This is a genomic window from Pseudomonas sp. SWRI154 (assembly GCF_014268645.1).
GTDB classification, from domain to species: domain Bacteria; phylum Pseudomonadota; class Gammaproteobacteria; order Pseudomonadales; family Pseudomonadaceae; genus Aquipseudomonas; species Aquipseudomonas marvdashtae.
Map to the genome: position 1 here is coordinate 1 of NZ_JABWQW010000033.1, position 23,949 is coordinate 23,949.

The following is a 23,949-nucleotide window of genomic DNA, read 5'->3' on the forward strand; positions in this document are numbered from 1 at the left end:
CCCCCTCGCCGCCCGAACCAGCGTTGAGCTCAAGGATCTGTGCGACGACCCTTTCATACTCACCGAGGCGGGCTCGTCGGAATTGGTCTGGCGCCTGTTCAATACCGCCCGACTTACTCCGAACGTACGCTATCGCTGCTCGCAACTGCTCAGTACGCTGGATATTGTCAGCCGCGGGGAGGCGGTGAGTGTGGTGTCTGAAGGCTCGTTGCCTTCCATCGAGAATCCAGGGTTCGTTTTTCGGCCTCTGTCGCCTCCGATTCCACGGCAGATCGGCCTGGCCGTGCTCGACCGCCGTCAGTCCTCGCCGGCGACGCTGGCATTTATCGAGCTGGCCAGGACTCTACTCCCGGTCTAGCGTGGCGCTTGCTCGCCGCGGCGAAGCTTGCTCACTTGGCGGGCATGCTTGAGTTCTGAATAAATCGATGGGAACAAGATCATAAACTTTCGATAACCTTATCAGCGTGATTCTAATAGCCAGATTCCGCCGCCAAGGTCTTGACGTTGGTGGCGTGCCGGACAGGAATCCGTGCTGTTGTTACATAACGAAAAAGTTACGATTTACACTTTTTGGTTTAACTACTACAATTTTTTCTGCCTGTACCAGATAGCAGGAGAGTCATTAGTCACCGAGTCGCTACAAGGCGCTGTGCTTATAGCTTTGTTTGCGGTTGGTATCAGCCATATATTTTGATTGGAGTAATGATATTGTCCAGACTCGCTGAATTTCGCAAAGCCGAAAAGGCCCTTCAAGAGCAGCTCGCGCAGCTGGAAGCCTTGAAGAATGACGCCGGGCTCAAGAAAGAAATCGAATTCGAAGAGAAGCTCCAGGGACTGATGAAGACTTATGGCAAGGGCCTGCGCGATATCATCGCGATTCTCGATCCGAATCCATCCAAGTCAGGCCTGTCGTCTGCCAAGACGCCGAAGACCCGGCGTGCTCGGGTCGTCAAGGTGTACCAGAACCCGCATACTGGCGAATTGATCGAAACCAAGGGCGGCAACCATCGCGGCTTGAAGTCATGGAAAGAGGAGTACGGTGCGAGCACCGTTGATTCCTGGTTGCGCAGCTGAGAACCACTACAATGCAAAAGCCCTGACGTAGACTCAGGGCTTTTTTTATGGGCTGAACTTCTGGCTTGCTTCGAGCGCATTACACGGAAGGTCTTATAGTTTCAGGCTATTTCGTACCGACTGTATTTCATCCTGGCTTTCAACAAATACCTGCGCCTGTCCGGCGTAGGACAACACGTAGGCGCTCCCCTCGCTTAATGCTGCAACCAGCGTCTGCGACAATACATGACTGCCGTTCTGCGTGATTGTGCAAGTGGTTTCCAAAGCGTTGACGCCGCCCAACATGGAAGCGTGAATCTTAGTGCATACACTTTGATATCCGCCTTGGAAAAAATCCTTTTGAATGGACTTGCGCATTTCCAGCAACACGCCTTGCAAGTTGACTTGGTGACCAGCTTCCACGGGAGTGGTGGTCAGCTCCATGACCATTACCGCGTTGCCTGAAGGGTCGTTCTTGGTCGCACGCTGCCGGGTGGTGCCCGGCGGTGTCACGGGAGCTGACGCGTCGGCAGGGAGCGACTCGATGAGCCAGCCCTGGGGCCAGGTAACCTGCGGTTCGGCCGCACTGGCCCCAAGACTCGCAGCGATGACAAACAGCGGGACAACCAGCGAAAGGAACGGTCGAAACATTGCGTTGCACTCACGGACGAATCGTCAAGTCTGAAGCATGATTTCGACGAGAGCCAGAGCAGATCAATCATCGGCGCAAATCCCTCGGGATCAACCCTGGGGGCCGGCCCCCGTCGCCCAATGCAAGGCATTGGCCAAGGCGCTGGCATAATCCTGGTCAACGTCACCGATGGGCGCCTGCGTTGCACTGCCCGGATAACCGAAGGCCGCGATCCATTGCGGCGTGTGTTCAGCCAGTCGGTCACACAGCGTCATTATCTCGCCCTCCAGTTGACGGTACGTTTCCAGTTCAAGCAACCCCTCGTTTATGAACCAAGCCGCATGCTGCTCGATACGCTCCAGCGCAAACAGTGTGGTCAAATCTCCCAGCAGCGCTTTCACCTGCGGTTGGGGCACGGCTGACACGGCCTGCAGCGCGCTCTCGAGAAACAGGCGCAAACCATGCGCTTCGCCCGTCGCTCGGGCCCCGACCAACAACGGATTCCACACCTGCATCGGATCGCCGCCCAGCACCTCGCCGGTGGCTACATCCGCCTTGAGCCGGCTGATCAACCGGTACTCCCGCGTGCGGAACAGGTAAAGCCAGTATTCGGGCTCCGACAGGCGCGCCTTCCCGCTGAATGCCACAGGCAGGTCAAGCGGTGACGCACTCAAGCTTTTGGCGGTATCCAGGACAATCAGCAAATTATTGCCACCGGCATCGTTGAATACATGGGCCAGCCCCTGGTATTCCATGAATCGGTTCAACGTCAGATCACCCGCGACGCCGCAACGAAGCCGACACTCGCTGATGACCTGCTCGACGGCCCAAGTGCACAACGCCTTGCTCAAGGCCAGGGATCGGTTGGCACTGGACCAGGGCGCCCAGGTCAGGCCCGACGCATCGGCAGTACGTTGCGTGGTGCGCTCACGCACCCGTTGCATCCACCGTTCGACTTCGTGATTGACGCGACAGGTTGCGACATAGGTCGTTGCCAAGGCCGCAAACAATGCTCGTCGTTGGGTGCTGTAGCTCAGCAAACTGGCATCGGCTCCAATCCGCGCCATCGTGGAGCGGCGTAAGGAATGATTGAGGGCCAGCCCGACGCTGGCACGGGCCACCGCGCACATCGCCACTGCGGCCATGGCCCAGACGTGCGCAGGAGCCACTAACGTACGGACAAGGCGATCGTCCGGATCGCTGAGCGGATCCTGCAATACGCCTTGCTCATCGATGGAAGCCGCGCCGGACAACCACGCGCAATAAGGTAGCTGTACGTGATCGAAGCCCGCCAACCCATAGTCGAAAGGAACCAGAGGGATCTCGGCCGGGGAAGACATCCGCACGCCTGGGCGCGGCCCTCGATGATCACTGATATCCAATGCGAAAGGGTAGACACCGCAGTCCCGGTCATTAATCTTCAAGCGCGCGCACACCACCCCGACTTTGGCCTGGTCGCTGATGCCCACGTTAGTAAATTTCAGCGCACCATTGTCCGGTGTATTCAGCGTGAAGGTCCGACTCGCAGGATCGAAAACGGCTTCGGTGCGATTGGCAATCTGGCTGTTACTGCCGCCGATTTCGGTGATCATGTAAGCACTGAATTTTTCTCCCGACTCCAGCGCTTGGCGCAAACGAATGGCGTCCGGGTTGTTTTGCTCGAACTCAACCAAAGTACCGACACACAGCCCAAACTGGATGGCATAGGCTATAAACAAAGACGGATCGATCACCCCCAACAACTGCGAGAGCGCCAGCATCAGGCCCGGCTCGTCGAATAATCGGGTGTTGGTGGGCAGCGCCTTGATTAGCGCGTAGCCGCGCATAGGTACCACGATGCAGCTGCAGATTACTCATGCCGATGCGATGAGTAAGATCCAGAGTTGCAAGGATCTGCGCTGCCTGATCCCGCGTCTGCAGAGAAACACTTCCCCCAAGGGCTTCGGCAAGGCCGCCGATTGTCCGGTCCGTCAGCGGGCCTTCAACGTCGGGCCGACACAGCAGTTCGTCGAACCACACCTTCAACTCGGCGCCACCCTGTACCAACGGGGCATACGTCCGCGCCTGCGGCAATGCAGCGCGCGCGCACCGGGCCATGCCTCCACCGATACCGAGATCAACGAAGACCGTCTGAGCAGTCGACTCGACCTCTCGCAGCGCCTGTAATAAATCGGCCGGTTTGACAACGCAGTCGGCGAGTCCCCGCAGCAGGTCGTCTTCGTCGTTATAAACCCTGCGCGCAACGCAGGAATACAAGGGAACCCGTAAGGTTTTTGGTGAGAGTGCGCGCAGCTGAGCAAGAAAGCACTGAGCTACTGATGATTCCAAGGCTGGGTGATGGGATGCATATGGCATATCCAGCTTCAGCAGCCTTGCGCCGCCAGGGGCCTGGTTCATCAGTGCTTCGATTGCCTCGTTGGGACCGCTGACCACGCATTGACGCGGCGTATTAATGCACGCCAACACCAGGTCCGGTCGCCCCACGGTCGCAATAATATTCAAGGTATCCTGCTCGGAGGCCTCAACCAAGACCATCGTGCCCTTGCCCTCCTGGTCCTGAAACGCGTTGTTTAGTGCACAAATCGCCCTCACGCCATCCGTCAGGTCAAGCGCGCCAGCACAGACCATCGCCGCGATTTCCCCCAGGCTTTGCGCAACGATGAGTTGAGGACGAATAGCGAAAAGTTCGAAGACCTCAGCCACTGCTATCGAAGCGATAAAGGACGCCATCTGCGGGACGCCCACCGGCAGCGAGCACTGGAGATCAGGGTTGAGCAAAATCCGTCGAATCAGGCCTGGCGCAATCGGCCGGCGCTGTTGAGCGTGCGCCAGGACGTCATCTACCGCACCCAGGATTTCTTCTATCCGTTGCGCAATTTGCGGGGTACTGCCGTGGAGAGTTGCCAAGGCGCCTCGAGGATCTGCGCCCTGGCCAGGGAAGATGAAGACCGCGCTGTCGCGCAATGAAACCAACGAGGATGGCATGCAACTCTCCCTCAGTACCGCTCGGTCCGCCAGGCTCGCAGCTGCCCGACGCGAGGGACAAATAGGAAACGGTGGATTGGAACTACCGATTGGCGCAGCCCGATCCAAGCTAGGCTCCATTGCTGAGTCGAACAACTGTCACCCTCGACAGTGAATCGATTCATCGGAATTTGGCGATACCACGTCCCCTTGCGTATCATGGACACACCTGCAAGGAAGCCGTCTGACGCAAGCCCAGGACCGTCGCGCCAAGCGTGCGACACCGTTTGCCCCACTTATTTTGCGGAGGGCCCATGAGCCTGCACGAACTCAACACTTTCCCTGGCGTCACCGCCCAGCCCGACGCTGCAACGGCCAAGTTCGTCTTCAACCACACCATGCTGCGGGTCAAGGACATCACCAAGTCCCTCGATTTCTACACCCGCGTGCTGGGTTTTTCCCTGGTGGAGAAACGCGATTTCCCGGAAGCTGAATTCAGCCTGTATTTCCTCGCGCTGGTCGACAAGAGCCAGATCCCGGCGGACGCTGCGGCGCGTACCGAGTGGATGAAGTCGATCCCCGGCATCCTCGAACTGACCCACAACCATGGCACCGAAAACGACCCGGCATTTGCCTACCACAACGGCAACACCGACCCACGCGGCTTCGGCCACATCTGCATCTCGGTGCCGGACGTCGTCGCCGCCTGCGAGCGCTTCGAAGCGTTGGGCTGCGACTTCCAGAAGCGCCTGAGCGATGGCCGCATGAAAAGCCTGGCGTTCATCAAGGATCCGGACGGCTACTGGGTCGAAATCATCCAGCCCGCACCTCTGTAAACGCCTCGCCGAATAAAAAACCCCATGGGCCGAAAAGCCCATGGGGTTTTGTTTTTCCAGCGGCTGGCGTCAGGCCGGCGCGGAGGTGCGGATCAGGTGATCGAAAGCACTCAGCGAAGCCTTGGCGCCCTCGCCCACGGCGATGACGATCTGCTTGTACGGCACGGTGGTCACGTCACCGGCGGCGAACACGCCAGGGATCGAGGTTTCACCCCGGGCATCGACGATGATCTCGCCACGCGGTGACAACTCGACGGTGCCCTTGAGCCAATCGGTGTTAGGCAGCAGGCCGATTTGCACGAAGATGCCTTCCAGCGCGACGTCGCGCAATTCACCGCTTGGACGGTCCTTGTAGCGAAGGCCGTTGACCTTCTGCCCGTCACCCATCACTTCGGTGGTCTGGGCGTTGGTGATTACCGTCACGTTCGGCAGGCTGTGCAACTTGCGCTGCAACACCGCGTCGGCGCGCAGTTGGACGTCGAACTCCAACAAGGTGACATGAGCCACGATACCGGCCAGGTCGATCGCCGCTTCGACGCCGGAGTTGCCGCCGCCGATCACCGCCACGCGCTTGCCCTTGAACAGCGGCCCGTCGCAGTGCGGGCAGTACGCCACGCCCTTGTTGCGATATTGCTGCTCGCCCGGCACGTTCATTTCGCGCCAGCGGGCACCGGTCGCCAGGATCACGGTCTTGGCCTTGAGGCTCGCACCGCTGGCAAATTTGATTTCATGCTGCCCGCCGTCCTTGCCTGGCACCAGGCCGTCGGCACGTTGCAGGTTCATGATATCCACGTCGTACTGCTTGACGTGTTCTTCCAGGGCAACGGCCAGTTTCGGCCCTTCGGTTTCCTGGACCGAGATGAAGTTCTCAATGGCCATGGTGTCGAGCACCTGGCCGCCGAAACGTTCGGCCGCCACACCGGTGCGGATGCCTTTACGGGCCGCGTAGATCGCCGCCGAAGCACCGGCCGGGCCACCGCCGACCACCAGCACATCAAAGGCATCCTTGGCGCTGATCTTCTCGGCTTGGCGCTCGATGCCGCTGGTGTCGATCTTGGCGAGAATCTCTTCCAGGCCCATGCGACCCTGGCCGAAGTTCACGCCGTTCAGGTAAATGCTCGGCACGGCCATGATCTGGCGTTCATCGACCTCAGCCTGAAACAGCGCGCCGTCGATGGCGACGTGACGGATGTTCGGGTTCAGCACCGCCATCAGGTTCAGCGCCTGGACCACGTCCGGGCAGTTCTGGCACGACAGCGAGAAATACGTCTCGAAGTTGAACTCGCCCTTGAGCGAGCGGATCTGTTCGATGACTTCGACACTGGCCTTCGACGGGTGGCCACCGACTTGCAGCAGGGCCAGCACCAGCGAAGTGAATTCATGCCCCATGGGAATGCCGGCGAAACGCAGGCTGATATCGGCTCCCGGGCGATTCAACGAAAACGATGGCTTGCGCCCATCGGTGCCGTTGTCGAGCAAAGTAATCTGTTGGGAAAGACTGGCAACGTCTTTAAGTAACGCGAGCATTTCCTGGGATTTCGCACCGTCGTCGAGGGATGCGACGATCTCGATCGGCTGGGTGACCCGTTCCAGGTATGACTTCAACTGAGCTTTAAGATTGGCGTCCAACATACGGGCGATTTCCATGTATGAATTTCAGAAAAAACAACGCCCGAGCGAATCTCGCCCGGGCGTTTTTTGGGGCGAAGCGGCTTACTTGGTTAAGAGCGAATCGCCCTCGGATGACTCACAGACTTAGATCTTGCCGACCAGGTCCAGGGACGGAGCCAGGGTGGCCTCGCCTTCTTTCCACTTGGCTGGGCAGACTTCGCCTGGGTGAGCGGCAACATACTGAGCAGCCTTGATCTTGCGCAGCAGCTCGGAAGCGTCACGGCCTACACCGCCATCGTTGATTTCAACGATCTTGATCTGGCCTTCAGGGTTGATCACGAAAGTACCGCGGTCAGCCAGGCCAGCTTCTTCGATCAGCACGTCGAAGTTGCGGGAGATAGCCAGGGTCGGGTCGCCGATCATGGTGTACTGGATCTTGCCGATGGCTGGCGAAGTGTTGTGCCAGGCAGCGTGGGCAAAGTGAGTGTCGGTCGACACGCTGTAGATCTCGACGCCCAGCTTCTGGAATTCGGCGTAGTTGTCGGCCAGGTCTTCCAGTTCGGTTGGGCAAACGAAGGTGAAGTCAGCTGGGTAGAAGAATACGACAGACCATTTGCCTTTCAGGTCGGCGTCCGATACTTCGACGAAAGCGCCGTTTTTGAAAGCAGTGGCTTTGAACGGTTTAACTTGGCTGTTGATGATAGGCATCGTTGACTCTCCGTCAGGGGTTGAAAAGTTGATGAAGTGAATCTTAGCCACTCATTCCTCTGATGGCTCATTGGCAAACCTCATGCGAATGATTGGTTTTGGCTATCAGGAATCTATATAGATAGAAAAAATCTGTAGCGGCTGCCGAAGGCGGCGATCTGTTGATCGTGGCAATCGACGAACAGTTCACGAGGCTGGACCGATGGGTCGCAGCCTTGCGTCTTGAGGGCGTTGAGTCAGGCGGTTGGCGTACGCATGGTGACGAATTCTTCGGCGGCGGTTGGATGTACGCCGATGGTTTCGTCGAAGTCGCGCTTAGTGGCTCCGGCTTTCAGGGCAATCGCCAGTCCTTGGACGATTTCCCCGGCATCCGGCCCGACCATATGGCAACCCAACACCTTGTCCGTCTTGGCATCGACCACCAGCTTCATCAGCGTGCGTTCCTGGCATTCGGTGAGGGTCAGTTTCATCGGCCGGAAACGGCTTTCGAAGATTTGCACTTCGTGGCCCTCTTCGCGGGCTTGCTCCTCGGTCAGGCCAACGGTGCCGATATTCGGCAAACTGAACACGGCCGTGGGGATCATCCGATAGTCCACCAGGCGATATTGCTCGGGCTTGAACAGGCGGCGCGCCACGGCCATGCCTTCGGCCAGTGCGACCGGTGTCAGTTGCACGCGACCGATCACGTCGCCAATGGCCAGGATCGATGGCTCGGCGGTCTCGTACTTTTCATTGACCTGCACAAAACCTTTCTTATCCAGGGTGACGCCGGTGTTCTCCAGGCCGAGGTTGTCGAGCATGGGGCGCCGGCCGGTGGCATAGAACACACAATCGGCGAGCAACGTTTTGCCGTCCTTGAGCTCTACCCTCAGGCTGCCATCCTCCAGTTTTTCGATGCACTTGATGTCCGCGTTGAACTGCAGATCCAAGCCGCGACGCTCCAGCTCTTCAGCCAGATGCTTGCGCACCGCGCCGTCGAAGCCGCGCAGGAACAGGTCGCCGCGATAGAGCAAGGAAGTTTGCGCGCCCATGCCATGGAAGATCCCGGCGAATTCCACCGCAATGTAGCCGCCGCCCACCACGAGGATGCGCTTGGGCAGTTCCTTGAGGAAGAAAGCCTCATTGGAACCGATGGCATGCTCGCGCCCTGGAATGTCCGGAATCACCGGCCAGCCGCCCGTGGCGATCATGATGTGCCGGGCAGTATGGCGTTGGCCGTTGATCTCGACTTCGTGAGGACCGGTAATCTTCGCGTGGCCTTCATGCAGCGTGACGCCGCTGTTGACCAACAGGTTGCGGTAGATGCCGTTGAGTCGATTGATCTCGCGATCCTTGTTGGCGATCAGCGTAGCCCAGTCGAAACTTGCCTCGCCTGCCGTCCAACCATAGGCTGACGCCTGCTCGAAGTCCTCGGCGTAATGTGCGCCGTAGACCAGCAGTTTTTTCGGCACGCAGCCCACGTTCACGCACGTACCGCCCAGGTAACGACTTTCCGCCACGGCCACTTTCGCGCCAAAACCGGCGGCAAACCGCGCCGCCCGCACACCGCCGGAACCGGCGCCAATCACATACAGATCAAAATCGTAGGCCATCTTCTATCTCCTTCGGCAGGTCATCAGCATACCTGCTGTTCCTGCATGGAGCAGCCAGATCGGGCAGCGATGGAAATGATTATGGGGGCGCAAGCGGAAAAGCCAACCGGCATTTTGCAGGTTGCTTTTGTGGCGAGGGAGCTTGCTCCCGCTCGGCTGCGAAGCAGACGCAATTCAACGGGGCGCTTCGCGCCCAACGGGAGCAAGCTCCCTCGCCACGGGAATTCAGCGCCTGGAACGGCACGCAAAAAAAACGCCCCGAACCAGTCGGGGCGTTTGTTTAAGGCATGGCGCAGGCTATCAGTAAGCCTTGCCAGTCTTGTAGAAGTTCTCGAAGCAGAAGTTGGTCGCGTCGATGTAGCCTTCGGCGCCGCCACAGTCGAAACGCTTGCCCTTGAACTTGTACGCCATCACGCAGCCGTTCTGGGCCTGTTTCATCAGGGCGTCGGTGATCTGGATTTCGCCGCCCTTGCCTGGCTCGGTCTGTTCGATCAGGTCGAAGATATCCGGAGTCAGGATGTAACGACCAATGATCGCCAGGTTCGACGGTGCATCTTCCGGCTTCGGCTTTTCAACCATGCTGTGAACGCGATAGATGTCGTCGCGGATCATTTCACCAGCGATCACGCCGTACTTGTTGGTTTCCTGCGGATCGACTTCCTGGATTGCCACGATAGAGCAGCGGAACTGCTTGTACAGCTTGACCATCTGGGTCAGTACGCCGTCGCCTTCCAGGTTGACGCACAAGTCATCCGCCAGCACCACGGCGAACGGTTCGTCACCGATCAGCGGGCGGCCGGTCAGGATCGCGTGGCCCAGGCCTTTCATTTCAGTCTGACGGGTGTAGGAGAACGAGCACTCGTCCAGCAGTTTGCGAATACCGACCAGGTATTTCTCCTTGTCGGTGCCCTTGATCTGGTTTTCCAGCTCGTAGCTGATGTCGAAATGGTCTTCCAGGGCGCGCTTGCCACGGCCGGTGACGATGGAAATTTCCGTCAGGCCTGCGTCAAGGGCTTCTTCGACGCCGTACTGGATCAGTGGCTTGTTCACCACCGGCAGCATTTCTTTGGGCATGGCTTTAGTCGCTGGCAGGAAGCGAGTACCGTAACCGGCTGCTGGGAACAAGCATTTCTTGATCATATAAGTCCTTGAAAAGGCGGTATGTACGAGTTTCGGCGCAGTCTAATCAGCCAGCAGGCGCCTTACAATGCCTGCACTGGCCAACCGATGCCATCATAGAGAAATAAACCGTCGGATAGTTCAATCCCCTTTCGTTCCGATGGCTCCAGCGGTCCCACTGTACGCCCCTGAGCGCTGTTTGCGAGCATTTGGCGTATCATGGCGGCCTTGATCACGCCAACGAGGCAGCTAGATGTCGGCAACACAGAACGCAAACGGTTATTCGGTCAGCCAGGACAAGGACGGCCAATGGTGGATTACCAACTACCACGGTGAACAAGTCGCCGGCCCCCTGCCCAGCAAAGCCATGGCGGTTGAAGTGGCCGCAGTTTTCCAGGACGAACGCTCTGCCCCGGCCCCTCGGGAGCGTGAGCAGGCGCCCGCGCGCAATAATCGCCGCAAGAAGTAATCGATCGATCCCCATCGAGGCCAGGTTGTCTTGATGGGGCTCGTGGTTTAGCTGTACCGGAATGGCCATTCGCTATAATCTCGCGCCATTCCTCCCCTTCTCGATGACGATCCCATGAAAAATATCCTGGCGCTGTTCGCAGTCCTGGCCTTGGCAGGCTGTGCCTCGGCACAAAAGACTTATCTGGATAACGGCGAACAGGGCCTGACCATCGATTGTTCGGGCGAGGCGAACTCTTGGGCGACTTGTTACGAAAAAGCCGATGCGTCCTGTGCCGGTACGGGCTACCGCATCGTCGGCACGGACGGTACGCCACAGGCCAAGGAAAGCGAGAAAACCCTCGGCGTCGACATCGGCAACTTCACCAGCCGTAGCGTGCTGGTGGTATGTAAATAATCTAGATGTGGATCTCGGCGAACTTGATGCCCAGGCCCCTCAGGGTCTCGATCAGGTCGTCGAGCCGGCTGAAAGATTCGACTTCGTCTTGGTCATCCACCAGGAAGTAACTGCGCCCGGCGCTTTTCTTGAAAAACACGATCCACTCGCCCGGGCTTCCAGGGTTCTGGATCACATGGGTGGCGTGGATCAACCCTTCTGCGTGGCGCTCGCGCACCTGCTCGCGTTTCATCGACTCATCTCCATAAATGACAATGCCGCCAACGTTCAACCGTGGCGGCATTATTTTTGTCGAGGGCGCAGCTTAACCGATGCCCGGCCTGCTCGTCAGGCCGAGCGTGCTCAGCCGGAGATGCAAGCGTTGGCCGCGTCTTGCACATCACCCGGGCGCACCGGCACGTTGGACATGCTTTCGTGCAACTTGATGCTGCTGCCGCTGGAGCGCTCGTCGATGTCAAAGACCGCGGCAGGCAGCGCCGACAGCTTGCCTGGGACGATCATCCGGACACCGTTCTTATGCGGTTCCATCTGCAGCGGGCCACGGGTTTTCAGCAACTTGTCGGCCACGCACTTGGCGTATTCGTGGGGTTTCTTCCCGGAGATGACGCTCATGGTGGGAGGCGACTGGTTGATGTCCGATACCGATGCACATCCACCCAAGGCCAAGGCCAATACCCACACGCTGCGCTTCATACGATTCCTCCGGTAAAGACCCTCCGACAATACAAACGCCGTTTTTCTCCGGCGCCCTGCGCTTTTTTATCCATCCCGCGCGCAGTAAATGGACGGCACCTGGAACGGGGGACGGATATTAACCCGCGGTGCTGATAAACTGCGCGCCATAATTATTGCTCCACCTTACCGTCTTGACTTGCAAGAAATGCCCTTCTGGAGGCGCCCATGAAATTCATCCACCAGCGCGAGCACCTCAACGAGGACGATATCGTCGTTATCGAATGCTCCCAAATGTGCAATATCCGTTTGATGAACGACGCCAATTTTCGTAGTTTCAAGAACGGTGGCCGGCACACTTACCATGGCGGCGCATTCGACACGTTCCCGGCCAAGATCACCGCGCCTAGCACCGGTTTCTGGAACATCACCATCGACACTGTCAGCCATCGCGCCATCAGCGTCACACGCAAGCCGACCCTGACCCACAAAATCAAGATCATCCGGCGCTCCAGCTCGAAACTGAGCTGAGCCGCCCCGTGCCAAAGACAGGACAGACCGTGGCCCAGACAACCAAATACGTGATCAAGTACAAGCTCAACGGCGAACGCCGCTTCGAGTTCGCGCAACTGGAAAATGGCACCGAGGAAGAAGCCTTGGCAGAGCTGAAGAAGCTGCATGGCGAGAGCGATGTGATCAGTGACCTCCAGGTCAGAAAGCCACTCTGAGCGTGGCACCCGGCGGGACAAGATGCCTTTGTGGCGAGGAAGCTTGCTCCCGCTCGGCTGCGCAGCAGTCGTAAAATGCATCAATGCGGTACATCTGATGGCTCCTGCTGCCTGATTGGGGCGGCTTCGCCACCCAGCGGGAGCAAGCTCCCTCGCCACAGAAAGCTTTTCAGTACCGCAAGAATCGGAGTGCCCGGCAACGCAGCGCTCCACAGACTGATCAGTCCTTCCATAAGGATTGCACTCATGTCCTCTACGTCATCGCTGATCCAACGCATTAATGATCTTGACTGGCCCGCCCTGGAGCAGAACCTCGACCAGGACGGCTGCGCGATCATCCGCAATCTGCTGCCGGCAGCGCTTTGCCTGGAACTCAGTGGTTTGTACGCCCAGCCCGGGCTGTTTCGTTCCCGGGTAATCATGGCGCGTCATGGATTCGGCCGTGGTGAGTACCAGTATTTTCGCTACCCGCTGCCAGAGCCCATCCAACAGCTGCGTCAGTCGCTGTATCCACTGTTGGTGCCGCTGGCTAATCGCTGGAATGAATGCATGGGTTTGCCAGTGCGATATCCCGACCAGCACGCCGATTTCGTCCAGCGCTGTCACGCTGCCGGGCAACAACGTCCCACGCCCTTGCTGCTGCGATACGGCCCGCAGGATTACAACTGCCTGCACCAGGATCTGTACGGTGAGCACGTGTTCCCTTTGCAGGTGGCGATCCTGCTGTCGGAACCGGAGCAGGATTTTACCGGTGGCGAGTTTGTCCTGACCGAGCAACGTCCGCGCATGCAGTCGCGTCCCCTGGTCATCGATCTGAAACAGGGCGATGCCGTGGTGTTTGCCGTGCACCAGCGACCCGTCAAAGGCGTTCGCGGTTATTATCGGGTGAACTTGCGCCACGGCGTCAGCCGCGTGCTCAGCGGCCGCCGGCATACACTCGGGATCATTTTTCATGATGCGCAATGACGATACGCCCATCACCCTGGACCTGTTCGCCGACCAGGCGCCCACCACGCCCGGCCAGACCGAACAGATCGGCGAGCAGTCCTTCGTGCTGCGCGGGTTTGCCTTGCCCTGGCTCGATCGGTTGCTGCCGACGCTGGACGCGGTGTTACGGGCCGCGCCGTTCCGGCAAATGGTCACGCCCGGCGGCTTTACCATGTCGGTCGCCTTGAGCAGCTGCGGCGCGCTCGGCTGGACCACTGACCGCAGCGGCTACCGTTACACCGCCCATGACCCGCAGACAGGCCAACCCTGGCCGGACATGCCGGCGGTTTTCCGCGAACTTGCACGCGCCGCTGCCCGGCAGGCACAGTTCGAGCATTTCGAACCCGATGCCTGCCTGATCAACCGCTACGTGCCCGGCGCGCGGATGTCGCTGCACCAGGACAAGAACGAACGCTCCCTCAGCGCGCCTATCGTGTCGATGTCCCTGGGCCTGCCGGCGGTGTTTCAGTTCGGCGGTTTCGAGCGCAGCGATAAAAGCCTGCGGATCCCGCTGTTCCACGGTGACATCGTGGTCTGGGGCGGCGTGGATCGGTTGCGTTATCACGGCGTGCTGCCACTCAAGCAGGGAGAGCATCCGCAACTGGGCGCCCAGCGGATCAACCTGACGTTTCGCACCGCCGGCTGACGTGCAGAATTCAACCGCAAGACCCGGAGTGTTGCCGCCATGCGGGCTCGCTACTGTAGGCAAAACGGGCCAATGGACAAAACGACCATGAACAACACTTCCAACACTCTCGCTCCGGAACTCGACCCTCGTTGGGCCGCCGTGCTCGCTCGGGACCCGCGCGCCGATGGGCAATTCGTCTATGGTGTGAGAACCACCGGCATCTATTGCCACCCCAGCAGCCTGTCGCGCCTGCCCAACCCGCGCAACGTCGAATTCTTCGATACGCCGGAACAGGCCCAGGCAGCCGGGTATCGGCCCAGCAAACGCATCGCCAGGGATCAGACGCAGATCGCCGCGCAGCAAGCGGCACGGGTCGCGGCCGCTTGCCGGCAGATCGAGGCAGCTGAAAACCTTCCTGGGCTCAGTGAACTGGCCGAAGCCGCGGGCCTGAGCCCTTTCCATTTTCATCGGGTCTTCAAGGCCGTTACCGGCCTGACGCCCAAAGCCTATGCCGCCGCCCACCGTTCACGCAAAGTACGCGAACGCCTGGCCAATGCCGGGACAGTCACCGAAGCGCTGTACGACGCTGGATTCAATTCCAATAGCCGGTTTTATGAAGCCGCCGATAAAGTCCTTGGCATGAAACCCGCCGACTACCGCGCCGCCGGGCAGAACACCGACATTCGCTTCGCCGTCGGCCAGTGCTCCCTCGGGGCGATCCTGGTGGCGCAAAGCGAGCGAGGCGTGTGCGCGATCCTCCTGGGGGACGACCCGGATGTCCTGGTGCGCGACCTGCAAGACAAATTCCGTCGCGCCAACCTCATCGGTGCCGACCGGGAATTCGAACAGTTGATTGCCCAGGTGGTGGGCTTCATCGAAGCTCCGGCGCTGGGGCTGGACCTGCCACTGGATCTACGCGGCACCGCTTTCCAGGAGCGGGTCTGGCAAGCCCTGCGGGAGATCCCGCCAGGCCGCACCGCCAGCTACGCCGAGATCGCCCAGCGCATCGGCCTGCCCAAGGCGGTGCGCGCCGTGGCCCAGGCCTGCGGCGCCAACAGCCTCGCCGTGGCGATCCCCTGCCACCGGGTGGTGCGCAGCGACGGCAACCTGTCGGGCTATCGCTGGGGCGTTGAGCGCAAGCGTCAGTTGCTGGCGCTTGAACGCTCGTCCGAAGACTGAACGCCAATGTAGATCGCGACCGAGTCGGGGGCGTTGTACACCTCGAAATCGGTGGTGAAACGACGCAGGGTCTGCGGGTTGTCGGCGAAGTACGCCCAGATCAAGCCCCAAGCCTCGATCACGCAGTCAGGCATCGGCCCCTTGGCCGAGAACATCAGGTAATCCCCGCCCTCGACGTTAACGGCGGGGTAGCCTGCGCTCGTGGCGTCGACCTGCACACCAGCGGTCACGTTGAAGTAGCCGGTGGCGTCGGACTCATAGTCGGAGTACACCCCATAGACGAACGATTCCGACTGCCTGGCCGGGACTTTGTCGAACAGTCCTTCGGTGAAGAATTGCTGCCACATCGGGCCGATCCTTGCCGTGTCGCCCTGTTGCTCCTCGGAGTTGCGGGTGCGCACCTGCAAACCGGCAACGGTGAACGGTTCGACTGTCTTGAGTTTCACGTCCATGGGTCAGGCTCCTTGATGAGTGAAGCCGCATGGTACCCATCCCATCGCCAGGAACAAACCCGCGTACCGATTGAAAAACTCGACTGGCCTCGGCCGGGTCACTCCTGCTAAAAACGTTGTTTCCTTCTGCCGTCGGAGACCCCGTACATGAGCCAGTGGCCAGACACGCGCATTCTTCACCTGCTTGGGATCGAGCTTCCCATCATCCAGGGACCGTTGGCCGGAGTGACCGGTCCGGCGATGGTGGTCGCCACCTGCAATGCCGGAGGGCTGGGATCGATGCCGGCGGCAATGCTGGATGTGGAGCAACTGCGCCAGGCGCTGGCGACGATCAGCGAACAGACCGACAAGCCCTTCAACGTGAATTTTTTCTGCCACCAGCCACCGGCGTTCGACGCGCAGCGGGCCGAAGCCTGGAAGCAACACCTCAAGCCTTATTACCAAGAGCTGGGCGCCGATTTCGAGGCGCCGACGCCCGTGTCAAATCGCACTCCGTTCGACGATGCGGCCTGCCGGGTGCTGGAAGAAATGCGACCCAAGGTGGTGAGCTTCCATTTCGGCCTGCCGGAAAAATCCCTACTGGACCGGGTAAAGGCCACCGGCGCGAAAATCCTCTCTTCGGCCACCACCGTCGAGGAAGCCATCTGGCTTGAACAACATGGCTGCGACGCGATCATCGCCATGGGCTATGAAGCCGGCGGGCATCGCGGGATGTTCTTGAGCGATGACCTCAACACCCAGGTGGGCCTGTTCGCCTTGCTGCCGCAGGTGGTGGACGCGGTGAAAGTGCCGGTGATCGCCACCGGTGGTATTGGCGATGCACGGGGAATCGTCGCGGCGTTTGCCCTTGGCGCGTCGGCGGTGCAACTGGGCAGCGCCTATCTGTTCACGCCAGAAGCCAAGATCAGCGACTCCCATCGCCGGGCGCTGCACACGGCCAAGGAAAGCCAGACCGCCGTCACCAACCTGTTCACCGGTCGCCCCGCCCGGGGGATCGTCAACCGCGTGATGCGTGAAGTCGGCCCGATGAGCCCGCTCGCACCGGCCTTTCCTCTGGCGGGCGGTGCATTGATGCCCTTGCGTGCCAAGGATGACGCGGACTTCGCCAATCTCTGGGCCGGTCAGGCTTTTCCCATGGGCCGCGAGCTGTCGAGCGGTGAGCTGACCCGGCGCTTGGCCGAGGAAGCGCTGGCCCGGTTCCAGGGCTGACTGGACGGCGACGTCTACGCGAGCAAGCCGCTCCCACAAATGCAGCGTTCCGTTTGTCGTGTATTCGCTATATATTCCGCTATATAGCGAAACCACTCCACGGAGCCTCTTTCATGCGTCTCACCCGCTTTGCGCCGTTGCTGCTGATCCCGCTGGCCATTGTCACTGCCCAAGCCGGGGAAGTGCAGGTCGCCGTTGCCTCCAACTTCACCGCGCCGATGCAAGCTATCGCCAGCGATTTTGAGAAGGACACCGGCCACAAACTGACAGCCGCCTTTGGCGCGACCGGGCAGTTCTACACCCAGATCAAGAACGGCGCGCCGTTCGAGGTCTTCCTCGCCGCCGACGACACGACGCCGGCCAGGCTGGAAAGCGAAGGCGATACGCTCAAAGGCTCGCGCTTCACCTACGCCATTGGCACGCTGGCGTTATGGTCGGCCAAGGCCGGTTATGTCGACAGCGAGGGCCAAGTCCTGCGGGAGAACGCATTCCAGCATCTGTCCATCGCCAACCCGAAAGCCGCGCCCTACGGCCTGGCCGCCACTCAGGTACTGGAAAAACTTGGGTTGACCGCGCAAGTCAAAAACAAAATCGTCGAAGGCCAGAACATTACCCAGGCCTATCAATTTGTCTCCACGGGCAATGCCGAGCTGGGCTTCGTGGCCCTCTCCCAGGTGTACAAGGACGGCAAGCTGGCGAGCGGTTCAGCGTGGATCGTCCCGCCCGAACTGCATGATCCGATCAAGCAGGACGCGGTGATTCTCGGCAAAGGCCGGGACAACCCCGCCGCGCTCGCACTGTTGGAATATCTCAAGGGCCCAAAAGCCGCCGCGATCATCCAAGCCTACGGTTATCAACGCTAAATGCCGCTGACCAGTGCCGACTACGCCGCCATCTGGCTGACGCTGAAACTGGCGTCGCTGACCACGGTCATCCTGCTGCTCATCGGCACGCCCATTGCCCTGTGGCTGTCGCGCACTCAATCGTGGCTGCGCGGGCCTGTAGGCGCGGTAGTCGCCCTTCCGCTGGTGCTGCCGCCCACTGTTATCGGCTTCTATCTGCTGCTGGCATTAGGACCTAATGGCTGGATCGGCCAGTTTACCCAAGCGCTCGGGTTGGGCACCCTCACCTTCAGCTTTCCCGGACTGGTGATTGGCTCGGTCATTTACTCCATGCCCTTTGTGGTGCAGCCGTTGCAGAACGCTTTTTCCGCCATCGGCAGCCGTCCGCTGGAAGTCGCCGCCACCCTGCGCGCCGGCCCCTGGGACACGTTTTTCAGCGTGATCGTGCCCCTGGCCCGGCCCGGTTTCATCACTGCGGCGATTCTCGGTTTCGCCCACACCGTCGGCGAATTTGGCGTAGTGCTGATGATCGGCGGCAACATCCCGGAAAAGACGCGGGTGGTGTCGGTGCAGATCTACGACCATGTCGAAGCCCTCGAGTACGCCCAGGCCCACTGGCTGGCGGCGGCGATGTTGGGGTTTTCCTTCCTGGTGCTGCTGGCGTTGTACTCCAGCCGCCGGGCACGCGCGGGTTGGAGCTGATCGATGATCCAGGCGAAATTTCAACTCAGCCATGGAGATTTTTCCCTGGACCTGGACGTGCAGCTGCCCGGCAATGGCGTAACGGCGCTGTATGGCGAGTCCGGCTCCGGCAAGACCACGTGCCTGCGCTGCATCGCCGGGTTGGAGCGGCCGACGCCGGGTTTCATCGAGGTCAATGGCCAGGTGTGGCAGGACAGCGAGCGCGGCGTATTCGTGCCGCCCCATCAACGCGCGTTGGGGTACGTCTTCCAGGAAGCAAGCCTGTTCGAGCACCTTTCGGTAAGCGACAACCTGTCATTCGGTCTCAAGCGGGTGGCACCGGCGCAGCGACGCGTGGACATGGACCACGCGACGCAACTGCTGGGCATCGGTCATTTACTCGACCGGCGACCGCACAACCTGTCCGGCGGCGAACGCCAGCGCGTGGGCATCGCCCGGGCCCTGCTCACCAGCCCCCGATTGTTGCTGATGGATGAGCCACTGGCGGCTCTCGATACGCGGCGCAAGAATGAAATCCTGCCGTACCTGCAACGGCTGCATGACGAGCTGGACATACCGATCCTCTACGTCAGCCATTCCCAGGACGAAGTGGCGCGCCTGGCCGATCACATCGTCCTGCTCGACGCCGGCCGCGCCCTGGCCAGCGGCCCGATCGGCGAAACCCTGGCCCGGCTCGACCTGCCTCTGGCTCAAGGCGATGACGCGGGCGTGGTAATCCAGGGCAGCGTCAGCGGCTATGACCCCGCGTACCAATTGCTCACCCTGACACTGCCCGACAGCCAGCTCCATGTGCGTGTCGCCCATCAGCCAATGGCTGTCGGCCAGCCGCTGCGCTTCAAGGTCCAGGCCCGGGACGTCAGCCTGAGCCTGGCGAACGACGCGCAGACCAGCATTCTCAATCGCTTGCCGGTCACGGTGGTCAGCGAACTGGCCGGCGACAACGCCGCCCACGTCCTGATCCGACTGGAAGCTGCCGGCACGCCGCTGCTGGCGCGCATCACCCGTTACTCCCGGGACCAGTTAAAGCTTCAACCCGGCCAGGTGCTGTGGGCGCAGATCAAGGCGGTGGCGGTGTTGGCGTAGAACTGAGGATTCGGGCGACAGCAGAATCTCGGCACGACCGCAACGGGCAACGGTCAATGAATTCACAGGCCACCGAATTCGTCGCCAAGGATCAATCATGCCCGACACGCCACTGCCCGATGCACTCCCGGCCGACCTCCATTATGTCGATGACACCGCCCCGGGCATCACCCGCAAGAAACTGCGGGGCAAGTTCTGCTATTTCGACCCATCAGGCCAGCGCCTGACCGACCCTGCTGAAATCCAGCGCATCAATGCCCTTGCCGTTCCGCCGGCCTACACCGATGTGTGGATCTGCACCGACCCGCGCGGCCATATCCAGGCCACCGGGCGCGACGCTCGGGGACGCAAGCAGTACCGCTATCATTCGCGCTGGCGCGAAGTGCGCGATGCCGATAAGTATTCACGCATGCTGGAATTCGGACGCACCCTGCCCCGCTTGCGCAAACGCCTGGAGGAAATCCTCGCCACACCCGGTTTCAGCCGCGATAAAGTCATGGCGACGGTCATCACCTTGCTCGACGTGACGCTGATCCGCGTCGGCAACACGCAATACGCCCGGGACAACCGCTCCTATGGCTTGACCACCCTGCGCAACAAACACGTCGAGGTCAACGGCAGCGCCATCGCGTTCCAGTTCCGCGGCAAGAGTGGCGTCGAACACCAGATCACCGTGAAAGACCGGCGCCTGGCGCGAATCGTCAAGCGCTGCCAGGAAATTCCCGGACAAAACCTTTTTCAATACCTGGACGAGAACGGCGAGCGTCACGCCATTACCTCTTCCGATATCAACGCCTATCTCAAGGCGCTCACTGGCGCCGACTTCACCGCCAAGGATTATCGCACCTGGGCCGGCAGCGCCGCGGCGTTGGAGGGGCTGCGGACGTTGCAATGGGAGACCGAAACCGAAGCCAAGCGCCACGTCGCCGAGATGGTCAGGCAGGTCGCACGGCAGTTGGGCAACACGCCCGCCGTCTGTCGCAAATGCTACATCCACCCCGCCGTGTTGGAAGGATTCATGCGCGGTGTGCTGCGCGAACTGCCTAAACCTCGGGTGCGCAAAGGCCTGAGTGCGCAAGAAGCCACGCTGACGATGTTCCTGCAACGCATGACCCAAGCGGTCGAAGCCTGTTGAGCGAAGCGCTGGATGAGTGACCGCTCTGGATTTGCCCGCGACGCAGTGGAACATCCGACAGCAGGCGAACTCCCAACTGTACAGAGCCGCTGATCCGCAGACTCGTCACCGCGTCAAGCCGAGAGGAGTTTCAGATGTCCGAACACATTGTCCATTTCCATTGCCAGATCGACCAGGGAACCACCGAACGCTTCCGGGACAACTGCCTGGAAGCCATCGAAAAAGGCGCCGACTCGCTGATGCTCAACCTGTCTACGGTCGGCGGCAGCACCAATTTCGGCTTCACCCTCTACACCTTCATCAAGTCCCTCCCCGTCCCAGTACGAGCGGTGAATGCCGGCAACATCGAGTCGATGGGCATCGTCATGTACCTCGCCGCCAGCGACCGCACCACCACCCCGCACTCACGCTTCCTGATCCACCCGATGAATTGGTATTTCGGCCAGAAATCGGTGGACCATTCGCGCCTGCGCGAATACCTGTCCAGCCTGGACAACGACGTGGCGCGGTATGTAGAAATCTATGTGAAGGAAACCGCCGGTGCCGCAACGCAACTGGATATTTTCAAGTGCCTCTGCGCGGAGGAGCGCGTGATCCCGGCAGAAAACTCCTTGGCCTTCGGCATAGCCCACCGCGTGGAACAAGTGGTGTTTCCAGCCGAGGCCAAGCATTGGAAAGTCAGCGGCGGCGAGGATTGAAACGACCCGGGAACGATGAACAAATACAATATGCCAGCGCTAGGTTTATTAACAAAATCGATGCTGTATAAGTTCAAGCGAAACGGCTGTCCAAGTTTCACGTCGCGGTACTTTCAACTCGATGCCGTTCGTCGCCAGCGAAACGTTTTTTTTAAACTTCCCTGGGCAATTTTCTTTCACAGTACTGCGAGGCACGATTTACTCGCTTAACCAAAATGAGGAATCTCGAAATGGCTAATAGCGGAAACAAAAACCCAGGTAACTTCGCAAACGACCGTGAGAAAGCATCCGAAGCCGGCAAGAAAGGCGGACATGCTTCTGGCGGCAACTTTGCCAACGACCGGGAAAAAGCCTCTGAAGCCGGCAAAAAAGGTGGCGAACGCAGCCATGGCGGTGGCAGGAAATCGTAACCCGGAGAACCGTTGGGGCGCGGCCTGACCGCGCCCTGGCGCTTAATCTTGTCGAGGTCATGCATGAGCCAGGATCGATTCATCGTCAGTTTCATCGCCGACGGCCAACCCGACAACCGGGTGCTGGCAGCCGATACCGAGACGCTCAGCCCCGAAGAAGCCGAGGCGCTCTTGAGGGTCACCTTCACTGAATTAAAGAGCGTCGGAATCAGTGATGTTCAAGTTCAGAAAAGAACCAAGCCAAACGAAACGGAACATGATGTGCCGGGGCACTTTAAACAGCCGTAGTCGATCTTCCAGCCTATATATCTCCCGTGGCGAGGGAGCTTGCTCCCGCTGGGCTGCACAGCAGCCCCGATAATTATTCGATTAAACAAAATATCCAAGTTGATTGCCTTTGGGCTGCTGCGCAGCCCAGCGGGAGCAAGCTCCCTCGCCACAAAAGCAATGTTCAGCAGATTCGCTTTCAGTGGGCATGCCCCGTCGGATCCTTGATCTGCCACACCTGCCCGTTTTGCCAGGCATCCGCGCCCGGATCAATCGCCGGCGCGTCGATACCAGCACGGGCGCGTTTTTTCGCTTCGCTGTCGATGCCCATCCGGCGGTCGCGCTCACGGACCAGCTGTGGGTCGACCTGGCCATCGGCGGTGAAGCCCATCATCAACTGTGGCACGCCGTAGGGCAGCGCATTGCCTTGTTCGGTATGCCAGGTGTGCCAGGTCTTGCCGTAGGTGCTGACGAGGTTTTTCATCAAGCGGGTCTCTGCCACTTCGGGTATGCCCGGCGCTACCAATTGCCCCGACTTCACCTCGTGCACATGGCTGTGCCACAGCTGCTTTTCGCTGGCCGGCAGGCCTTCGAACAGCCGCTTGCTGATGATGTATTCCACGCCCATCAACTTGGCATTGGCGCTGTTGGCATCGAAGATCGCGCACTGGAACACTTCTTCGTTCAGCGCCGTGCAGTAGTGGTGCGCTTCCATTTGCCCGGACATCCGCCCGTTGTAAAAATGAAAGCCATCCAGATAGGTGTCCAGCGCCTGCAACGGAGGCTTGTTCTGCATGATCCCCGCCCCCGCCTCCAGCGTCGCGGTGGTCGGACTCTTCGCGGCGCCCGGGGCGTCCACGGCTGAATCGCTATTGCCACCCGCGCAGCCCGCCAGTCCCACCGTCGCCGCGCACAGCATGGCCCAGGTTCCATGAACGATCTTGCCTGACATCTCGACTCTCCTTTCCATGATTGTTCATGAGAAAAGCGGCCAAGGTTCGAGGTTTGATTTTTCCCTTTGGGCAAGCGACGAGTGGCGGTTATTCGCGCGCGCTGTAGGCCTGTTTCACCGTATCGATCCAAGAAGGGTCCAGGCGCAATTGCTCCGGGTCCAGGCCGAGCGCCTGCATCTTTTCTTGATGCTCGTCGGCTTCGCGATCCAGGGAGGCTTGTTCACTGGAGTTGGCGTCCAGCTGGTGCATCTGGGTCAGGCCCGAATGATAGAACCGCAACAGCTTCATCGCCGCCGGGTCATGCGCCTGCACGCCGGCTTTCACCTGGTGCATCACATTGGTGATGCTCATCAGGCTGCGCTTGAGTTGCCAGCCGTAGACCGCCGCCGCCATCCAAGGCTGGGACCAGAAATACATGCGCATCAGTCCTGCCATCACCAGCACCGCAGCGAATACCCCACCCACGTTGAAGCGAAAATTATCACCCCCAGGGGTTCCGAACAGCATCACGGCCAGGGTGGACAGCAGCATCGCCAGCGCCAGGAACACCACCGCAATGATGAGGGTGCTGCGCCGCGTCTGCTGCCGGTAGGCCGCCGCGTCCCACGGTTTGATCTCGAACATC

Annotated in this window: 30 protein-coding genes; 18 read left to right on the plus strand and 12 right to left on the minus strand. The window is 60.0% G+C overall.

Going from position 1 to position 23,949, the window contains the following annotated elements:
* Together HU806_RS22830 and HU806_RS22835 are read left to right on the plus strand one after the other, a co-directional pair.
* Nucleotides 1-358 (plus strand): LysR family transcriptional regulator substrate-binding protein (locus HU806_RS22830; RefSeq protein WP_186614626.1); only part of this gene is annotated, 358 nt, incomplete at its 5' end.
* 350 nt (nt 359-708) lie between these two features.
* Entirely contained in the window at nt 709-1,074 is a 366-nt protein-coding gene (locus HU806_RS22835; protein ID WP_186614628.1) for a histone-like nucleoid-structuring protein, MvaT/MvaU family, read from the plus strand.
* A 93-nt stretch (nt 1,075-1,167) separates the two neighbouring features.
* Here HU806_RS22835 and HU806_RS22840 read toward each other — a convergent pair whose 3' ends face one another.
* The 3 genes from HU806_RS22840 to HU806_RS26555 all read right to left on the minus strand — a co-directional run bounded on the left by HU806_RS22840 (nt 1,168) and on the right by HU806_RS26555 (nt 4,669).
* Entirely contained in the window at nt 1,168-1,704 is a 537-nt protein-coding gene (locus HU806_RS22840) for a DUF4946 domain-containing protein (protein WP_186614630.1), read from the minus strand.
* Between the two features lie 90 nt (nt 1,705-1,794).
* Nucleotides 1,795-3,444: an acyl-CoA dehydrogenase family protein gene (locus HU806_RS26725; RefSeq protein ID WP_346657189.1), complete on the minus strand. Its 1,650-nt coding sequence runs from the start codon at nt 3,442-3,444 to the stop codon at nt 1,795-1,797.
* Nucleotides 3,350-4,669 carry an acyltransferase domain-containing protein gene (locus HU806_RS26555; protein WP_238350222.1) on the minus strand — a complete coding sequence of 440 codons (1,320 nt, stop codon included), beginning with the start codon at nt 4,667-4,669 and terminating at the stop codon, nt 3,350-3,352. Before HU806_RS26555 ends, HU806_RS26725 begins: the two co-directional genes overlap by 95 nt.
* Nucleotides 4,670-4,962: 293 nt before the next feature.
* Between HU806_RS26555 and gloA the strand changes: the two genes are divergently transcribed.
* On the plus strand, nt 4,963-5,484 hold the full coding sequence (gene gloA / locus HU806_RS22850) for a lactoylglutathione lyase (protein WP_186614634.1): 522 nt from the start codon (nt 4,963-4,965) through the stop codon (nt 5,482-5,484).
* Between the two features lie 69 nt (nt 5,485-5,553).
* Here the strand turns inward: gloA and ahpF are convergent, their stop codons facing one another.
* From ahpF to galU, 4 genes are all read right to left on the minus strand, one after another.
* Nucleotides 5,554-7,116: an alkyl hydroperoxide reductase subunit F gene (gene ahpF, locus HU806_RS22855; protein ID WP_186614752.1), complete on the minus strand. Its 1,563-nt coding sequence runs from the start codon at nt 7,114-7,116 to the stop codon at nt 5,554-5,556.
* A gap of 123 nt (nt 7,117-7,239) precedes the next feature.
* A complete protein-coding gene (gene ahpC / locus HU806_RS22860; RefSeq protein ID WP_011061677.1) occupies nt 7,240-7,803 on the minus strand; it encodes an alkyl hydroperoxide reductase subunit C in 564 nt (187 codons plus the stop codon).
* A gap of 236 nt (nt 7,804-8,039) precedes the next feature.
* Nucleotides 8,040-9,395, minus strand: coding sequence for a glutathione-disulfide reductase (gene gorA, locus HU806_RS22865; protein WP_186614636.1), 1,356 nt, complete (start codon nt 9,393-9,395; stop codon nt 8,040-8,042).
* A 300-nt stretch (nt 9,396-9,695) separates the two neighbouring features.
* Nucleotides 9,696-10,535, minus strand: coding sequence for a UTP--glucose-1-phosphate uridylyltransferase GalU (gene galU / locus HU806_RS22870; protein WP_003182953.1), 840 nt, complete (start codon nt 10,533-10,535; stop codon nt 9,696-9,698).
* Nucleotides 10,536-10,767: 232 nt separating this feature from the next.
* Here galU and HU806_RS22875 point away from each other — a divergent pair, with 232 nt between their 5' ends.
* Both HU806_RS22875 and HU806_RS22880 read left to right on the plus strand, forming a co-directional pair.
* Nucleotides 10,768-10,983 (plus strand): hypothetical protein, encoded by a 216-nt coding sequence (locus HU806_RS22875; RefSeq protein ID WP_186614638.1) that lies wholly within the window; start codon nt 10,768-10,770, stop codon nt 10,981-10,983.
* A 114-nt stretch (nt 10,984-11,097) separates the two neighbouring features.
* Nucleotides 11,098-11,379 carry a hypothetical protein gene (locus tag HU806_RS22880; protein WP_186614640.1) on the plus strand — a complete coding sequence of 94 codons (282 nt, stop codon included), beginning with the start codon at nt 11,098-11,100 and terminating at the stop codon, nt 11,377-11,379.
* 1 nt (nt 11,380) lies between these two features.
* Here the strand turns inward: HU806_RS22880 and HU806_RS22885 are convergent, their stop codons facing one another.
* Nucleotides 11,381-11,611, minus strand: coding sequence for a hypothetical protein (locus HU806_RS22885; protein WP_186614642.1), 231 nt, complete (start codon nt 11,609-11,611; stop codon nt 11,381-11,383).
* 110 nt (nt 11,612-11,721) lie between these two features.
* A complete protein-coding gene (locus HU806_RS22890) occupies nt 11,722-12,072 on the minus strand; it encodes a hypothetical protein (protein WP_186614644.1) in 351 nt (116 codons plus the stop codon).
* A gap of 207 nt (nt 12,073-12,279) precedes the next feature.
* Here HU806_RS22890 and HU806_RS22895 point away from each other — a divergent pair, with 207 nt between their 5' ends.
* The 5 genes from HU806_RS22895 to ada all read left to right on the plus strand — a co-directional run bounded on the left by HU806_RS22895 (nt 12,280) and on the right by ada (nt 15,573).
* Nucleotides 12,280-12,582 carry a DUF1883 domain-containing protein gene (locus HU806_RS22895; RefSeq protein ID WP_186614646.1) on the plus strand — a complete coding sequence of 101 codons (303 nt, stop codon included), beginning with the start codon at nt 12,280-12,282 and terminating at the stop codon, nt 12,580-12,582.
* Nucleotides 12,583-12,611: 29 nt separating this feature from the next.
* On the plus strand, nt 12,612-12,779 hold the full coding sequence (locus tag HU806_RS22900) for a hypothetical protein (protein ID WP_186614647.1): 168 nt from the start codon (nt 12,612-12,614) through the stop codon (nt 12,777-12,779).
* 246 nt (nt 12,780-13,025) lie between these two features.
* Complete coding sequence (locus HU806_RS22905) at nt 13,026-13,745, plus strand: 2OG-Fe(II) oxygenase (protein WP_186614649.1); 720 nt, start codon at nt 13,026-13,028, stop codon at nt 13,743-13,745.
* Nucleotides 13,732-14,412, plus strand: coding sequence for a DNA oxidative demethylase AlkB (gene alkB / locus HU806_RS22910; RefSeq protein ID WP_527251165.1), 681 nt, complete (start codon nt 13,732-13,734; stop codon nt 14,410-14,412). Before HU806_RS22905 ends, alkB begins: the two co-directional genes overlap by 14 nt.
* 87 nt (nt 14,413-14,499) lie before the next feature.
* Complete coding sequence (gene ada / locus HU806_RS22915) at nt 14,500-15,573, plus strand: bifunctional DNA-binding transcriptional regulator/O6-methylguanine-DNA methyltransferase Ada (RefSeq protein WP_186614651.1); 1,074 nt, start codon at nt 14,500-14,502, stop codon at nt 15,571-15,573.
* On the opposite strand, the gene HU806_RS22920 is transcribed toward ada, so the two are convergent.
* The gene (locus HU806_RS22920) at nt 15,537-16,025 is read right to left on the minus strand and encodes a GyrI-like domain-containing protein (protein WP_186614653.1); all 489 of its coding nucleotides are present in this window, start codon (nt 16,023-16,025) and stop codon (nt 15,537-15,539) included. The genes ada and HU806_RS22920 overlap by 37 nt on opposite strands.
* Nucleotides 16,026-16,172: 147 nt before the next feature.
* Here HU806_RS22920 and HU806_RS22925 point away from each other — a divergent pair, with 147 nt between their 5' ends.
* The 8 genes from HU806_RS22925 (at nt 16,173) to HU806_RS22960 (ending at nt 22,392) form a co-directional block, all read left to right on the plus strand.
* Nucleotides 16,173-17,234, plus strand: coding sequence for an NAD(P)H-dependent flavin oxidoreductase (locus tag HU806_RS22925; RefSeq protein WP_186614655.1), 1,062 nt, complete (start codon nt 16,173-16,175; stop codon nt 17,232-17,234).
* A gap of 113 nt (nt 17,235-17,347) precedes the next feature.
* On the plus strand, nt 17,348-18,097 hold the full coding sequence (modA, locus tag HU806_RS22930; protein WP_186614657.1) for a molybdate ABC transporter substrate-binding protein: 750 nt from the start codon (nt 17,348-17,350) through the stop codon (nt 18,095-18,097).
* Nucleotides 18,098-18,778 carry a molybdate ABC transporter permease subunit gene (modB, locus tag HU806_RS22935; RefSeq protein ID WP_186614664.1) on the plus strand — a complete coding sequence of 227 codons (681 nt, stop codon included), beginning with the start codon at nt 18,098-18,100 and terminating at the stop codon, nt 18,776-18,778. It abuts the gene before it with no gap.
* Nucleotides 18,779-18,781: 3 nt separating this feature from the next.
* Nucleotides 18,782-19,861, plus strand: coding sequence for a molybdenum ABC transporter ATP-binding protein (modC, locus tag HU806_RS22940; protein ID WP_186614666.1), 1,080 nt, complete (start codon nt 18,782-18,784; stop codon nt 19,859-19,861).
* Between the two features lie 97 nt (nt 19,862-19,958).
* Nucleotides 19,959-20,996, plus strand: coding sequence for a DNA topoisomerase IB (locus HU806_RS22945; protein ID WP_186614668.1), 1,038 nt, complete (start codon nt 19,959-19,961; stop codon nt 20,994-20,996).
* 134 nt (nt 20,997-21,130) lie between these two features.
* The gene (locus tag HU806_RS22950) at nt 21,131-21,694 is read left to right on the plus strand and encodes an ATP-dependent Clp protease proteolytic subunit (protein WP_186614670.1); all 564 of its coding nucleotides are present in this window, start codon (nt 21,131-21,133) and stop codon (nt 21,692-21,694) included.
* A 230-nt stretch (nt 21,695-21,924) separates the two neighbouring features.
* Nucleotides 21,925-22,104, plus strand: coding sequence for a con-10 family general stress protein (locus tag HU806_RS22955; protein ID WP_186614672.1), 180 nt, complete (start codon nt 21,925-21,927; stop codon nt 22,102-22,104).
* Between the two features lie 63 nt (nt 22,105-22,167).
* Nucleotides 22,168-22,392, plus strand: coding sequence for a hypothetical protein (locus HU806_RS22960; RefSeq protein WP_186614674.1), 225 nt, complete (start codon nt 22,168-22,170; stop codon nt 22,390-22,392).
* A 178-nt stretch (nt 22,393-22,570) separates the two neighbouring features.
* On the opposite strand, the gene HU806_RS22965 is transcribed toward HU806_RS22960, so the two are convergent.
* Complete coding sequence (locus tag HU806_RS22965) at nt 22,571-23,323, minus strand: OBAP family protein (RefSeq protein WP_186614676.1); 753 nt, start codon at nt 23,321-23,323, stop codon at nt 22,571-22,573.
* An 88-nt stretch (nt 23,324-23,411) separates the two neighbouring features.
* Nucleotides 23,412-23,948 carry a DUF3087 domain-containing protein gene (locus HU806_RS22970; RefSeq protein WP_186614678.1) on the minus strand — a complete coding sequence of 179 codons (537 nt, stop codon included), beginning with the start codon at nt 23,946-23,948 and terminating at the stop codon, nt 23,412-23,414.
* Between the last annotated feature and the right edge of the window lies 1 nt (nt 23,949).